The organism is Sessilibacter sp. MAH1 (assembly GCF_054658315.1).
Genome location: NZ_BAAGIC010000008.1, coordinates 17,516 through 33,213, shown reverse-complemented (window position 1 = coordinate 33,213; position 15,698 = coordinate 17,516). Strand labels below are relative to the sequence as shown.

The 15,698-nt window shown below is 39.1% G+C and carries 8 protein-coding genes; 5 read left to right on the top strand and 3 right to left on the bottom strand.

All coding sequences use genetic code 11. From position 1 onward, the window contains the following. Nucleotides 1-1,404 precede the first annotated feature (1,404 nt). The 3 genes from ACYQ28_RS09610 to ACYQ28_RS09600 all read left to right on the top strand — a co-directional run bounded on the left by ACYQ28_RS09610 (nucleotide 1,405) and on the right by ACYQ28_RS09600 (nucleotide 7,288). Nucleotides 1,405-2,559, top strand: coding sequence for an efflux RND transporter periplasmic adaptor subunit (locus tag ACYQ28_RS09610; protein WP_460049667.1), 1,155 nt, complete (start codon nucleotides 1,405-1,407; stop codon nucleotides 2,557-2,559). A 454-nt stretch (nucleotides 2,560-3,013) separates the two neighbouring features. Further along, nucleotides 3,014-6,127, top strand: coding sequence for an efflux RND transporter permease subunit (locus ACYQ28_RS09605; RefSeq protein ID WP_460049666.1), 3,114 nt, complete (start codon nucleotides 3,014-3,016; stop codon nucleotides 6,125-6,127). Between the two features lie 381 nt (nucleotides 6,128-6,508). Continuing rightward, nucleotides 6,509-7,288, top strand: coding sequence for a hypothetical protein (locus tag ACYQ28_RS09600; protein ID WP_460049665.1), 780 nt, complete (start codon nucleotides 6,509-6,511; stop codon nucleotides 7,286-7,288). Here ACYQ28_RS09600 and ACYQ28_RS09595 read toward each other — a convergent pair. The 3 genes from ACYQ28_RS09595 to ACYQ28_RS09585 all read right to left on the bottom strand — a co-directional run bounded on the left by ACYQ28_RS09595 (nucleotide 7,285) and on the right by ACYQ28_RS09585 (nucleotide 11,443). Next, entirely contained in the window at nucleotides 7,285-9,975 is a 2,691-nt protein-coding gene (locus ACYQ28_RS09595; protein WP_460049664.1) for a hypothetical protein, read from the bottom strand. The two genes, ACYQ28_RS09600 and ACYQ28_RS09595, sit on opposite strands and share 4 nt — an antisense overlap. A gap of 10 nt (nucleotides 9,976-9,985) precedes the next feature. Next, nucleotides 9,986-10,846, bottom strand: a complete 861-nt coding sequence (locus ACYQ28_RS09590) for a fimbrial biogenesis chaperone (protein WP_460049663.1) — start codon at nucleotides 10,844-10,846, stop codon at nucleotides 9,986-9,988. An 81-nt stretch (nucleotides 10,847-10,927) separates the two neighbouring features. After that, nucleotides 10,928-11,443, bottom strand: coding sequence for a DUF4402 domain-containing protein (locus ACYQ28_RS09585; protein WP_460049662.1), 516 nt, complete (start codon nucleotides 11,441-11,443; stop codon nucleotides 10,928-10,930). Between the two features lie 1,253 nt (nucleotides 11,444-12,696). On the opposite strand from ACYQ28_RS09585, the gene ACYQ28_RS09580 reads away from it, so the two are divergent. Together ACYQ28_RS09580 and ACYQ28_RS09575 are read left to right on the top strand one after the other, a co-directional pair. Then, complete coding sequence (locus ACYQ28_RS09580) at nucleotides 12,697-14,097, top strand: S8 family peptidase (RefSeq protein WP_460164706.1); 1,401 nt, start codon at nucleotides 12,697-12,699, stop codon at nucleotides 14,095-14,097. 316 nt (nucleotides 14,098-14,413) lie between these two features. After that, nucleotides 14,414-15,676: a TIGR03032 family protein gene (locus ACYQ28_RS09575; RefSeq protein ID WP_460049660.1), complete on the top strand. Its 1,263-nt coding sequence runs from the start codon at nucleotides 14,414-14,416 to the stop codon at nucleotides 15,674-15,676. Nucleotides 15,677-15,698: the final 22 nt, after the last annotated feature.

Here is a 15,698-nt window from a genome sequence, read left to right as displayed (position 1 = left end):
GTGTAAATATTATCTGTACAAATGTTGTCTGTAGAAACTTATTACATATAAAATTTTCCTCGGCTTATATCATTTTTCTTCAAGTTCTTTTCTGCTTAGCGCATAGTAATTTTTCTGCCGTGTAAAAGTAGTTATTTCTCCTCGTAAAAAAAGTAGTTAGTTTCTCGCTTAGAAATTACTCAAATCTAAATTCCGCTCTTAACGTTATTTCTTATCGCTATATTCTTCATTCCCGTTTTATGTAACTCAGTTGCTGCAACTCTTCCAGATTTTATTATCCTTTTTATCGTATTTTTGCCCCTAATTTTATTTCTGTTCGTAGATTTCTGTTCGTAGATTTCTGTTTGGCAAATTTGTCGAAGTCATTCTTACCAGACTATTCATGGGCCTCCTCTTAGATATCGTCATGGATATCTGCGAGTCGCTCCTGCTTTGGGTAAACGCTTATGCTTTATATAAAGAAGGCGTAGACCGGTAAAGAAGGCCAGAGCTGGATCAGGGTTTCCTCTGGTCTATTAGCCGTCTTCAGGTATGTAAATTTTAACTCTGAATAACACTAATATACGAAACTTCTAAATTATCTTTCCTTTAAAAGACTGCGCTAAAAGAGGGCTGTGTTAAAAGAGGGCTGTGCTAAAAGTTGCTGGCTTCATATCGTGTAACATTTTTTAATCTATGGATGGTTACTATCGTACATTAAGGTAATTTTTTTCGTTTTTTGAGGTCAATCTAGGATAAAAAACGCGTAGCTTTTTTACCAAAGCTGGCATTGGTGTCTGTAATATTTACATTGATCGAGAGAGCCACCGTTGGTTTATTAGCGTTGTTCTTTTTGGGTTCCTATATTTTGAGATCTTCGGTTGGCAATGTTTTGAATAATTATTTTAGGCACCGGTGTTTTTTAGTGTGGTTGTACAAATCTGCTGAGGTCGTTGTTCATTGGGATTGTACGATTTGACAAAACTTAGCGTTAATTTTAGAAAGATTGTTCACAACCATATTTTTTGCACACTTCGCACCTATTGTATTGCCGCGGCTTTGATTGGCTTAATTTTTGTCTATTCAAGAGATATTGTGAAATAAACCCGTAAAATAATTGCTGTTTTTAAATGCATTAAAACGTATTTGTCATCAATACTGCTTTACTAAAAGAATCTCGCTTAATAATTTGGCTGTTTTGGATTTACTTTTTCTAGCCGTTAATAAGAAGTTGCCGTTGCTTAGAAAAGAAAACGTGTAGGATTTGACAAGTGCTAGGAAGCTTTAGGCAAGTATTTCTGTTAGCTAAGCGCTAAAGTTGTCATTAATGAGAAAGCTATTTAAAAGATGGTTTTGTCTCTCACAAATATTGTGTAGGAACCCCCGTTTTACAATAACAAAAGGTTTCGATTTCTCGGAGGAAATATGAGAATTCTAGTCGCGGTGGCGACTATATGTGCCGCTACCTTGCTCAGTGTTTATCAAATTAATACGGTATCTGCTCAAAGTAATGCAGGTAATAAAAATGCTCCTCTAAAAGAAGTAGCTATTCAAAAAGTTAAATCAGTTTCTGTTGATATTAAAGAGACTTTTCCCGGCCGAGTTACGGCGTTTAGACAAGCCGAAATTCGGCCTCAGGTAGAAGGTATTGTCATTCGGCGCATGTTCGAAGAGGGGAGTGAGGTACAAAAAGGCCAGCAGCTTTATCAAATTGACGATACTCGATACGCGGCCCTTCTACACAGTGCCGAAGCCGATTTAGAAGCCGCTCAAGCTGAGTACGAATCTATTAAGGTTACCGAAAGACGCTTTCAAGAATTATTACAAATGAAAGCGGTTAGTCAGCAAGAGTACGATGACTTACACGCAGATCTAAGAAAAGCCAAAGCCGAAGTAGCCGTTGCCAAAGCCGCAGTGGATATTGCCAAGATTAATGTCGACTACACCAAGGTGTATGCGCCTATCAGTGGTCGTATCAGCCGTTCGGCCATTACCGAAGGTGCTTTGGTAACTGGAAACCAATCGGCTGCCTTGGCGACAATTACGCAACTTGATCCAATTTATGTAGATATTCAGCACACCGGTAAAACTTCCGATTTGGTTCATTTGAATTCTCTCATGCAGTCTGAAAACATCGCCGTACAGCTGTTGTTCGATGAGCAATCTAACCAAGTTTACCAGCATGAAGGTGTTTTAAAGCTTTCAGAAGTTACTGTCGATCGCACCACCGGCTCTGTGGCCTTGCGTGCTGAGGTACCTAATCCCGAACGTTATTTGTTGCCAGGCATGTATGTGCGTACCAGCTTTAATGCGGGTAATACTCAAGCGGTGCTCGTGCCACAAAGCGCAACTCAACGTGGCCCAAATGGCAAACTGCAAGTGTGGTTGGTTGGTGAAAATAACATTGTTGAAAAACGAGAGGTTGTTGCCGAATCGACCCGTGGCTCTGCTTGGGTGGTTACCGAAGGTTTAAAGACCGGTGATATGTTAATTACCGAAGGCTATCAAAAAGTACGTCCCGGTGAGCAGGTTTCTACGGTAATGGGGCATGTTGCGTCTGCCCAGGCTGCGGCTCAATAATTGAGTCGCTCAGTTTTTTAAATCATCGATTTAAAAACAGTACTTCTCTGAAGATTTGGGTGTTTAGTAGCGTTAACGAATATTAAGCACGCCATTGAGCGATTGGTTTTGGCAAGTTAATGATTGAATTGCCGCCAAATTATCGACTCTTTTCTACACAGAACCTCCGATTAATTCATGACGGCGTTAATCAAAGGTTGTAAATATTTTTGATTTATTCACTGTAAAATTAATTTAAATGAAGATGCCCAAGTCATTCTTTTAAATGTTTTCACCGTTTTAATAGTGTTGTGATACAGAAATTTTTAGCGCAACTTAATGTTGTTGATAATTCTAGATCAATTTGAGTTTCTTCTTTATTTAGAGCAAAAAATCTTCTTGTAACCTTGTAGAGATTTAACGGCTCGCAGTTTATTAAGCGTCCACTATTCGTACATCCGAGAATTCGTAATTTATGGCCCAGTTCTTTATTGATAGGCCTGTTTTTGCATGGGTTATAGCCATCATCACCATGCTAGCAGGCGCGTTATCTCTTCAGGTTTTGCCCATTCAACAATATCCCACCGTGGCGCCACCGACGGTAACTGTGAGCGCTCAATATCCCGGTGCTTCTGCCGCAACGGTTGAGAACGCGGTTACGCAAATTATCGAACAGCGTCTTACGGGTATCGATTATCTTCGATATTTTAATTCCGAAAGCTCCGATGGTGCGGCAACAATTACCCTAACATTTGAACCGGAAGCCGACCCCGATATTGCACAGGTACAAACCCAAAACAAAGTTCAAGCAGCGCTAAGCCAATTACCACAAGAGGTACAAGCGCTTGGTGTGACAGTAACCAAGTCGAATAATAATTTCTTAATTGTGGTGGGTTTATATTCCGAAGACGGATCTTATTCGCAATCCGATTTAGGCGATTTTGCCGTCGCTAATTTTAGAGACCCCTTAGCTCGAATTAATGGCGTTGGTGATATTCGTTTATTTGGCAATCAATACGCTATGCGAATTTGGGTAAATCCCGATAAGCTCTACAGTTATAATTTAACGCCTGCCGATGTTCAATTGGCCTTGCAAGCGCAAAATACCGATGTATCTGCCGGGCAATTGGGTGCATTGCCCGCACAACCCAATCAACAAATTAATGCCACAATTACCGCGCAATCTTTATTAACCAGCGAAGAAGATTTTCGCAATATTGTATTGCGTGTAAATACCGATGGTTCACAAGTTCGCCTTGGCGATGTTGCCAGAGTTGAAAAAGGCTCGGAATCGTATTCGGCCATTGTTCGCTATCGTCGCCAACCTGCCGTTGGTATGGGTATTTCGCTAGCCGCAGGTGCCAATGCTTTGGAAACTGCCGGAGCCATTAAAGCTCGTGTACAAGAATTATCATCTTTGTTACCCGAAGGTGTAAAAATTATTTATCCGCGTGATGCCACGCCGTTTATTCAGCTTTCTATCGAGTCTGTGGTACACACATTAATAGAAGCCGTTGTATTGGTATTTTTTGTAATGCTGCTGTTTTTACAGAATTTACGCGCAACCTTAATTCCTACCATTGCCGTGCCTGTGGTGTTGCTGGGTACTTTTGCAGTGTTGTTGGGTTTGGGTTTTTCAATCAACGTGTTAACCATGTTTGCCATGGTATTAGCTATTGGTCTTTTGGTTGACGACGCTATTGTTGTAGTAGAAAACGTTGAGCGACTCATGGAAGAAGAAGGCTTATCGCCAAAAGAAGCTACCAAAAAATCCATGGGACAAATTAGCGGTGCGCTTGTGGGTATTGCGGTTGTTCTATCAACGGTATTTATTCCCATGGCGTTTTTTAGCGGTTCTGCCGGTGCTATTTACCGGCAATTCTCGGTAACCATTGTAACCGCCATGATTTTATCGGTATTGGTGGCCATGATTTTGTCACCGTCTTTGTGTGCGACCTTTCTTAAAGCTAAAAAACACGTCAGTGAAGAAGACCAAACAGGTTTTGTCGGTTGGTTTAATCGCGGATTTAATCGCATACGCGATAAATATCAAAGTTCTGCGCTGTATTTAGCCAATAAACGTGCGCGCTCGGTAGTTGTTTATTTAATTTTGATTGTGGGTCTTGGTGGTATTTTTAGTCAGTTGCCCGGTTCGTTTATTCCTAACGAAGATCAGGGTTTGATGTACATGACCATTAATACACCGCCTGGTGCCAGCGCTGAAAGAACCCTAGAGACGGCCAAAAAAGTAGAAGATTATTTCTTAAATGAGCACGGCGATATTGTTGAACACATGTTTACCGTTGTTGGTTTTAGCTTCTCTGGTAATGCACAAAATGCGGCATTAGGATTTATTGGCCTGGTCGATTGGGATCAGCGTGAGGGCGATGACCAAACAATTTTTGCGGTCAATGCCGGCGCGCAAAAAGCTTTAGCCTCAATTAAAGATGCTTCGGTATTTACCTTCACTCCGCCGCCAATTCGTGAATTGGGTAATGCCTCTGGTTTTAGTTTACAACTTATCGATCGGGCAGGTCTTGGGCATGAAGCGTTAATGGCCGCACAAGGTGAGGTTTTACGTAAAGCATCTGCGAGCCCCAAATTAGTGGGCGTGCGCCCGAACGGATTGCAGGATGTACCTCAGTACAAAATTAATTTGGATAACGAAAAAGCTTCGGCGTTAGGATTATCCATCGCCGATATTAATCGCAATTTACAAATTGCTTGGGGCTCAAGTTACGTCAACGATTTTATTGACCAGGGTCGTATTAAGCGCGTGTACGTGCAAGCCGACTCGGCCTACCGTATGAGTCCCGAAGATTTACAAAAATGGTACGTTCGTAACGCCAACGGTGAAATGGTTTCGTTCAGTGCATTTTCCAGTTCCCAATGGACTTACGGTTCGCCTAAGTTGGAGCGATTTAACGGAAATGCGTCGGTAAATATTTTGGGCGCTCCTGCTCCCGGCATAAGTTCTGGCGAAGCCATGGATGAAATAACTCGTATTATTGCCGAGCTACCCGAGGGCTTTGGCCTAGAATGGTATGGAATTTCTTATGAAGAGCGCCAAACAGGTGACCAGGCAACCTATTTGTATGTTCTTTCAATTCTTATTGTATTTTTGGCTTTAGCGGCACTTTATGAAAGCTGGGCTGTGCCCTTCGCGGTTATGTTGGTTGTACCCTTAGGTGTTTTAGGTGCGGTGGCTGCGGCGTATATTTTTGGTCTACCCAATGATGTATTCCTACAAGTTGCTCTGTTAACAACAGTTGGATTAGCCGCTAAAAATGCAATTTTAATTGTTGAGTTTGCTAAAGAATTGCAAGAGCAGGGTGTTGATTTATTGGAAGCTGTGGCTATTTCTGCAAAACAACGTTTCCGCCCAATTATTATGACGTCCATTGCTTTTACCATGGGCGTTGTGCCATTAGCCATTTCAAGCGGCGCAGGTTCGGTGAGCCAAAACGCCATTGGTATTGCCGTAATCGGTGGCATGGTGGGTGCTACCTGTATTGCAATATTGTTTGTACCTTTGTTTTATGTTTTGGTGAATTTAGTCGCCGGAAAAATAAAAAGAACTGCCGCGTAAATATCAACGCACTTAACGTAAAGCAGTTGTGACTAAAGTAAGAATCGTAAAAATTCTTCAAGATAATAAGTGTTGGCGGCGCAGATTAATTTCGAGTTAATTAGCGCCTGCTAATGATATTGCAGACTATTTGTTTTGGCTTTTACTGAATATCGATTAAGCTACAAATTTATCTAAGTTAATAAGAGGAAATTCTGATTCACTCAGAGTTTCCCCGACACAAGGATGTGTCGTCAATTTCAAGAACGGTAGGTCATTGAAATTGTATAGAAATTGGGAATCGCATTGCCAATTTCTGTTCTCTGATTAAATCATGGACGAGTTAAACGGAGGTTTTTAGAGTTTTTGTAGACGTATTCGATAATAATAAGAGTGTTAAACATGAAGTGCCCAAAGTGTGGATATCAAAGACAGGCCAGTGATACGCATGTGCATGAAGGCATTTGTCCGAACTGTTCGATTGCCTATAAAAAATGGCATATTCACGATAAGCCGCAAAAAAACGCATTCATAAATCACGCAGGCATTAATACTAGCGATGATTACGAATCTGATCTCACTCAAGAGCAGCAAGCTGGCCTCGGGAAGCAATTCTACGAGGCTTTTTTTTCGGTTCCTGAGCGGGTAACAACCGTTGGTTTTTATGCACGTCTAATATTGTTTGCTGTTTTCATGCTCTGGGGCGGTTACTTTATTCTTGGTGGTATAGACTGGTCACGAATAGGCGGTTCTTTTTTACATAATGTTATTCTGCCTTTTCATGAATTTGGCCATGTGTTTTTCGCTCCTTTTGGCCGATTTATGGCAATTCTGGGTGGTAGCCTGTTTCAGGTGATGATGCCGCTGGGTTTGCTACTGGTTTTCTCGATTAAATACAAAGACAATTTTGCCGCTGCTATAATGTTATGGTGGAGTGGTCAAAGTTTTATTGATATTTCCCCGTATATTTTAGATGCCCGATATCGTTCATTACCGCTAGTCGGTGGCAGGGGTGAAAGTAGCCACGATTGGGGTAATTTACTCACCATGACAAATAACCTACAAAATACCGAATTTATTGCCGGTTTCGCGTTTGCAATTGGAACTCTCTTGATTATTTTATCGGGTATTTGGGGCGCTCTTTTGTTGTATAAAATGAAGCAAAATATCAACGATATTTAATGGCTAGGAATGACTGTTAGTGGATTTGATTCCGAAATCTCACGAACTACAAAATCAATACCATTAATAACGTCACCGTTACCTTCAATATTAACGTTAATGGTATTACCAATCTTTGACTTATGAGTGATTGCAAATTTAGCAAGCTTTTCAGTATTAACCGATAGCTCATAACTGCCAGGTGGTAATTTATCGAACAGATAAAAACCATCGTAGGAGGTCTTGCTCTTTCTGATAATGGTTTTATCAATATTGTTTAACTCTAGTTCAATACCATTTAACGGCTTTAAATCACCATTATTCACAATAAAAATTGAACCATCGATCTCGCCGCTTTCAATAATAGGAACCTCAATGCTGATTGATCGCCCCGCACGGCCAATATAATGAAGATCGGGTTGTGTGCTTATCCAAAACGGATCATCCAAACCTTTTTCTGAGACTCGTACATCCACTGGTTCGTTGTGAGAAATGTTGTCGTAAAAGCCCAAACCCTTTTCGTTGGTTCTTATTATTCTCTCGTTGATGGCGAGTCCAAAATCGGGAATTATTTCTTCGTTATCATCGCGTGTGCCATTGTTGTTGGTATCCAAAAATCCTAGAAATTCGATGGTGCTAGCGTCATCTTGCTGGTTTGAAGCTACTCGCCAATGCTTATTGAGTTGCGAATGAGTCAAGGCAAAACTAATACTCAGTTCTGCGGATAATCCCTGTTGTGATCTGTTGAAATCTAACCCGAATAGATATTTTTTGTGTTTATAGTTAAAACTCAGGGAGTGCCGCGTTGTAGATTTATCTGAAAATTGCCATTGGCTTCTGGAGGTTAGATTCCAATTGTTGGCAAGTTGGTAACGACTGGATATGGATAAATTATTTACCTTTTCAAGTGCAATACCGTCGTAACCTAAATTGGTTGACAATGAAACCTTGTTCAACCGGAACCGGCCGAGTAGATTCCCAGATATAAAATTATCGTTCAGTAAATTCGCCGATAAATTATTCGTTAACGAGATTCTCGGTGATCCATAAGAAAGACCGTAAGATAACAACCGTGACTGACTAGAGGATTCGATATTTTGAAATTGAATTGTCTGATTTAGAGTTCTTCCCGAAAACCGTTTTAGAATTCCGTTTAACCTGATCGAAGAATCAGAACCGTTTAGCTCTGATTTAGATTGAGATATATCATCGGTTGGCTCGCTTGTGTCTGTTTCAAAGGGTATAAATTTATCCGAATTACTCCAATTCCAATCTAAAGAATATCTGCCTATTTTCCCTTGCCAATTTACAAATGATTGAGAGCCGCCTGTTAAATCGGTTGTTGAGCTGAAGTTATAATTGCCGGTGTTATCGTTTTTTTGCAGTGAATAGGTAAAATACGAAGTATCTTTACCCTTAAGAAAATGCCATTGACTGAATTCTTTGTCACTGTGTGTGTATTGTAAAAATAGATCGGAGCGTAACGCAGAAGTATTTCCGGCGCTCTCAAGCTCGTTGTTTAAGTCATTAAAGGTAGATTCTCCAATTTTCTGAACAAACAGTTCGTATTGCCAAAAACCGGGTTTATACCAGTTTTGGTTCGGGTTTTTTCTAACCGTTTCTGTTCTTTGCTGTCCTTGCGGGCCGTATAACTCAATTCGATATTCGTTATTTCCAAAATTTACCGGCACATCGGTAAATAGATATTGATTGTTGGCAGCAATTTTTTGAGCCGATATTAACGTATTATTTAGATAAAGCTCTGCGTCCCAGCCTGCGTCTGCATCGCCACGCAAGGTGAATGTCGAAAATGTGTTGGTGATAAAGGCTGGTGTGTTAGAAAGTCTAACACCAAAACCATCAGTCGTTGGTAGAGATTGACTAAAATCGTTGCTAATAATGTCGCCGATATTTAGATTTATTTTATTGTTGTTAATGTTGAATTGTTTTTGAAGTTCTACTTTACTGTTTTGTATCTTTCCGGCGCTGTCTAAGTTTGCATTAAAAATGTAGGTGTGTTTTAAAAACTCACCCGATAAATTGATTGTATAATTGGCTTGTGAGTCACCGTTCTCGCTAAATAGTGATATATCTCTTGCCGATGCGTTTATTTTGGGTGTATTTAGCCATTGATAGCTGCTCACTTGATAATTAGCGGTTTCTGCTTGGTTGAAACTACTCACTTTTAAGCGCTGTTTTTCACGTGCCAGTGAATTTTGCAGAGGCAAATTAACGAGGCTGTGTAAAACTACTTCAAGTTTGGATGGATCGTAGTTATGTTCGATCGGAAACCATTGGTCAAGCAGATCTAGTCTTACATAATAGTCGTCGTAATGTAATTCGAGTCCAGATTTTATGGGCGTAATTTTTCCTGATAAAACAACTCGTGCTTCTGTTTTAGTGTCTAAATAGAATGTATTGTTCTCATTTATATACCAACCTTCGGCAGTTTGTTGCTCATAATTAATAGTAATCGGAAAATCCAGGGCCGTTAAATATTCCGCCAATGGAATCCAAAGGCCATCGTTACTATGATAGGCGAGTATACTGGTGTATAAAGGAATTCTGTCCAGTTTTAAATTAACAATGACGGTTTCGTCTTGTGATCTCTCGACTTCTGAGAAGGATAGCGTGTGCTGTGCGAATATTATTAGTATTACTGACGTTAGCGTTCTATATAAATAATGCTTTGAAGATTTCACATCCATGTGTAAATTATTATAGGGTTAATGACGACTGTGAAAGAATTTCTTTGTTGCCGTTTTTGTCTTTGTAGAAAGTTATATTGACGGTGCCTTTTTCTAATCTCATGTTATCAGGGATTTCTAAAGGAACTTTGGTTACACGAGATTGGTTAGGTACATAAACAACATATTCTTTAATTTTACCGAGAAGATATTGTTCATTGCTGTTTTCAGGTGTAAATGTTACGTCTAAATCTGCATAGATTGATCGGTTGCCGGTGCGGGTTAATAAAAATTCTAATTGAGGTTCTTGTGTTTCTGAGTTTTCAGAAGCATTTAGTTTAACGTCGGTGATATTGTATTCGGCTTGTAAAGTTTCTTCGTTGCCGTGTCTGATGATGACCGGTATGGCCACTCTAAAAATAGCGCTAACTTGAAATGCCACTTCTTTATCTTTTAATTTCTGCACGCTTTCAATATCTACTGCGTTTGCGCTGTTATCTGGCACTGCGTACATTAAAAGATGTGACCGATATTCACCCACGGCCAAATTAGAAGGCTTACTGGCAATTAATCGTATGGTTTGCGATTCACCCGGTTCTATGGTGACTTGTCTTGGTGAATAGCGAACCATATTACTAGAAAATTGTTGTCCTTCTTGGGGAGTTTCTATTTCGGTAAAACCACCGTATTGATCCATTGCCATTTCAATAAATTCAATACGATAGGTTGCTGTTTTTTCACCCCTGTTAACCAAATTTAAAACCTTGGCTCGGTCTCTGTCTTCAAAAATAACACGTGTTGGCGTTACGGTAAGATCGCCCAGAGCAAAAGTTTTTGAAGAGAAAAAGACCGTTATAAAAATTGATATTATTAGTGCAAAATAAGTGTTCATATAAATAAAATCCTTTTAAAAGAGCGCCTACATCAGGCGCTCAAGTTTTAAATTTCTAGATTAGAATGTAGCTTGTAAGACTTAATTGTAAGCTACGGTCATTTGATATTGACCTGAGTAAATGCCCGCTGGCTGGTTTGCGTTTACCACTAGTCTTGCACCGACTAAAACAGTTCTTTCGCCTGAGCCGTCCAATGCGGTTTGGTCAACAGTGCCGGAGCGGAAATTGGTGTTAAAGTTGTCGACTCGCATGGTGTTTTCACCGTCAGCAGTAGAAATATTTATAGAGGTTGGAAATGTGATAGAAAATGGAGCATTGGGAACGCCCGTAACACTCCATTCTGCTGGTGTACCGGCGACAGTCTGTAAAATATTAGATCGAGTATTGGTTCCATTCGGAGCAACACTCAAACTACCCGTGCGACCAAACGGCAATATTACGCCAAAGTCGATACCGGTAACTTGAGTTAAGGTAATATCTTCAAATTGAATTTCTGCTGTGGCGTCCCCAAGATTTGTTGCTTGTTGAGCGTTTACAGCAACCACTGTAGATGCCATTAGTAAACCGGCTGCAAGTCTTGAAAGTGTACTTTTCATGTAAAATATCTCCATTATTTAATGTTGATTATTTTTTTGCCCTAAATTTAAGGTGTAAAAAACCCTGCCTCTAAGAGCATAAAAATAGAATTTATTGAGCTGGTAAAGAGGTTGGTAATTGTGATTTGTGTAACAGTTCTTTACGAGAAAAAATGTTACTTCATGAATTTTAAAAAAACTAGAAATAATTTCGTGGTTGTTTTTTTGGATTTTATTTTTCAACGGGTTTGTTGATATTAACAATTGGCGTCTGAGAAATAATTGGATGTTTTTTTGTTGGTTGGTGAGATTTTTTTAATTTCTGAAAAAAGATAATTAAGACGACATTTTTTTCGCGTAATGTATCTTTTTGTCATTTTAATGCGCATGGCGGTGATTGGGTTATCGATTTTATAAAATTTTCTGCGGTTTTGTTTTTGTAAAATCAATTAAGACAGTCTTTTAATTTGCTGCATTATTATTTTGTTTTCATTAATGCAGTGTTTCAGGTCGTTTAGTTTTGTATGTGCTTGGTTTTAAATGAGGGAAATTATTTTGGTTTTTATAAAAATAAAATATAAACAAAATCTTATATTTTCTGCGTTTAAATAGATTTGAGCGGCTTTTTATAGGTTTGAGTGGGTTTGTGCTTTGCTGCGTGAGGAAGTTAAATGGATTTTACCTTTATGTGGGTTTCTGAAGAATTCGTTTTTAATTGCGTAAAATACTATAGGAGCCTCTGGTTAGTTCCTTTCTGATTTAATCAAAGAGCAGAAATTAAGAGAGCAATTTCCAATTTCTACACAATTTTAATCAATTACCGTTCTTGAAGTAGACGACACATTTGTTGTGTCTCAGGAAGTTATCGGTTAATCAGAGTATGTTACAGACTGTAGGCATAAAATTAAGTTTTTTTATAATCCGAATGATTAGTGTGTTGCTAAAATTTTTAACGCATTTTTATCGGTTTTAAGGTTTGGATTGATTGAAGTTTCTTGTGTTTGGTTTAAATAAACCTTAATAGATTGATGGGTCTTTTTATGCGTCCTCTATGATACCTATTTTAAGGTTAGTTAATTTTATTTATTTGATGAGCGGTTATTTTACTTATTTCTTATGATTGTCTTTTTTTTGAAATCTATAGCAAATTGCTATTTATAAAATTTACATAGGTCGAACGAGATTTTTAATTACTTATGTGAATGTTTGAAGTATTCTTCGGATAATCTAATATATAAAATAATAAAAAATCCGGTCTGCCAATGCACCACTTTATGAATAATCTTCCGTTTATAAAGAATGAAGTGTTTCAATCAGTTTGTCGCTTTCTAATACACCTATTATTGTTGGTGTTTTGTTTTAATGCTTATTTGAAGGCAGAGTCTTTTTTAGCTGACGCTCCGTTAATCTTTGAAAATTTTTCCAGTCAAAATCTCTATCATTCCGAGGGAATGGGTTTTTACGTCGATAATTTAGGTCGCAAGCTTTACGCAAGAAAAGGAGTTTTAGTAAAAGTAGAAAAAGACTTCGACTTAAGTCTTATTGAGCAGCTTATAAATGATGTTGAGTCGCTCGACGTTATCTATAAAGGTTTTGATTTTAATTATGTGAGAATTGAGCTCGGAGAAAATGCATTTCTAATCCAGTCTATTGCCGCATTACAAGCCAGTGGCGATTTTCTTCTTGTTCAGCCAGATATTCTGCAAATCTCGGGTGTGTCGAATTTAAATCGCGAGTTTACGGTTTCGTCCACCAATGCTCTTAACGGCGGCTCTAAATTATCACAACACGGTGATCATGCTGATGATGAGCACAATCATTCTAATCGACGAAATTATACGGGTATTATTGATCCGGCTCTTCTTAATGTTGTGAATAGACCTTATCAATCTTATGTCGAAAAAATAGGGATACCTAATATTTGGAAATCTACATTAGGAAAGGGTGTTAAGGTCGCGATTATCGATGACGGTTTCGATTTAAGCCATTCTGGGTTAGGCATTAGTGGTGCAATAAGTACTTTTGATGTTGATAAAGGCAAATTAATGCAGTTGCCAAGATCGTTAGGCGATCAACACGGAACCAAATTAACGGGAATTATATTTTCGAAACACTCTAAATCTGGCTTAAAAGGAATTGCACCAGAAGCGGATTTTATTGGTATTCGGAGTTCTTATGCGTGGACATCTCATACTTTATTAGCTCTTGAAGCCGCTAAATCAGCAGGAGCTGATGTTGTAAATTGCAGTTGGCGCTCCCCTTGGTTATTAGAACCGATAAAAGATGCCGTGGAGGATTTCACTCGTTACGGTCGAGAAGGTAAGGGGGCATTGGTTGTATTTGCGGCTGGTAATCAGGGCGAGGAAATTTTGCCAAACAGTGCCGAGGGCGCGATTGAATCTGCCTTCGTGGTTGGTGCTCATAATTTACGCTGGCAGAAACTTCATAAAAGCAATTATGGCAAAACGGTAGATGCTAACAGTTTTGGTATGCGTGTTGCGACTACGGGTGTTAATAATCAATACGGGAATTTGTCCGGTACTTCTTTATCGGCTGCTATTGTTTCTGGTCTTAGTGCGTTATTGATTGCACAAAATCCTAATTTAACTGGTGAAGAAGTACAAAATCAGCTGCTACAAATTTTGTCAGATCCCACTTTAGCGACTAATTTATAACATTAGATAATGTGCGTTTTATATTAGCGTGGTTTTATCTAATGGATGCACTAATAGGACCTTATGATTTTAGAAACTTCTGATTTTAGGAATTTCTAATTTTAGAAGCTTCTCATTGTTTTCTACGTCATTTAATTAGAAAGCAAACGTTGAGGTTTCCAATTTCACACGATTTCGATCAATTATTTTTTTGAAATTGGTGGCATATCCTTCGGTCGTAGAATGCTCTGGGTTAATCCGAGTTTTCAAAACCTATTAGTGCTTGCTCAAAAGAGCGTAATTACGCATATAGATGGTGGAGCGGCAAGATCCCACGATGCCAGAAGAGATAAAATCCACACAAGAAAACTTGGATGATATTTATCGTTACCTTGATTTCAATTGTGAATACTCCAGTAATATCCCTCAAATTTTAAAAGCACTGAATATTTCTTTAGCGTTTACCTCTTATCAAGCTGGGCGTTTGATGTTGGTACGTACCGACGGCGAGCGTTTAGATATTAACTACAAAAGTTTTTCTCGGCCAATGGGTTTATGTGCTAGCCCCCAAGGCATTACTTTGGGGGTTTTTTCCCAGGTCATTAATTTTAGTCGAGTAGACGGCTTGGTGGCTAAACTCAAAGAACCATTACAGCCTATAGAAGACGATATTACCGCGCCGCGATTAAATAAAAACTCGCAGGAACCCAATGATGAGCTATTGTCTTTAAATGCAGATCTTGTAATTGACCGTGGTGAGTTATCGGAAGAAGAGGGGGTTGTACGCGAGAAAGATTTAAAAGATTTTAATGACTATCGTCAAAGTTTGTATGAACCGGCCGATGACAGAGTGGATTCTTGTTTTATTACACGTTCCAGTCATTTTACCGGCATGATTAATTTGCACGATATTGAGTGGGGCGATGAAGGCCTTTGGGTGGTTAATTCCAGTTTTTCTTGCTTGTGCACACTTGATCCCGATTACAGTTTTGTACCGCGTTGGAAGCCTTTTTTTATTTCTGAATTAGTGCCCGAAGATCGATGCCATTTAAACGGTATGACATTAAAAGACGGTAAACCGGCCTACGTAACAACTTTTTCAAGTTACGACGAGTTGGGCAAATGGAGGCAAGAAAAAACCCATAACGGTACGTTAATGGATGTCGAGAAAAACGAGATTATTTTGGATCAATTAGTAATGCCGCATTCACCGCGTTGGTATCAAGACAAGGTGTATTTTTGTCACTCCGGTGAAGGCACGTTAGAGTCGTTTGATCCGAGTACCGGTAAACATAATGTTGTGGCTGAACTGCATGGATTTACCCGCGGTATGGATTTTTATGGGCCTATTGCCTTTGTGGGTAGCTCCAAATTGCGTGAGGGCACATTGTTACATTACGAGGGTTTAGAAAAAAAACTCGGCGAAACTCACTCGGGTATTTGGCTCGTCAATCTTAATGATGGCTCCATCATTGGACATATTTTATTTACCGGTAATGTCGATCAAATTTATGACGTGGCGGTAATTGCAAACAGTAATTTCCCTGAATTATTAGAACCAACTCATCCTCGGATGAGAAATCATTTTTGTATTCCCTAAAATAATTTAACACCTTAGAGTT

Coding starts and splice junctions, on each gene's coding strand:
- ACYQ28_RS09610 (WP_460049667.1), top strand. CDS start 1,405: ATGAGAATTCTAGTCGCGGTGGCGACTATATGTGCCGCTACCTTGCTC.
- ACYQ28_RS09605 (WP_460049666.1), top strand. CDS start 3,014: ATGGCCCAGTTCTTTATTGATAGGCCTGTTTTTGCATGGGTTATAGCC.
- ACYQ28_RS09600 (WP_460049665.1), top strand. CDS start 6,509: ATGAAGTGCCCAAAGTGTGGATATCAAAGACAGGCCAGTGATACGCAT.
- ACYQ28_RS09595 (WP_460049664.1), bottom strand. CDS start 9,975: ATGGATGTGAAATCTTCAAAGCATTATTTATATAGAACGCTAACGTCA.
- ACYQ28_RS09590 (WP_460049663.1), bottom strand. CDS start 10,846: ATGAACACTTATTTTGCACTAATAATATCAATTTTTATAACGGTCTTT.
- ACYQ28_RS09585 (WP_460049662.1), bottom strand. CDS start 11,443: ATGAAAAGTACACTTTCAAGACTTGCAGCCGGTTTACTAATGGCATCT.
- ACYQ28_RS09580 (WP_460164706.1), top strand. CDS start 12,697: ATGAATAATCTTCCGTTTATAAAGAATGAAGTGTTTCAATCAGTTTGT.
- ACYQ28_RS09575 (WP_460049660.1), top strand. CDS start 14,414: ATGCCAGAAGAGATAAAATCCACACAAGAAAACTTGGATGATATTTAT.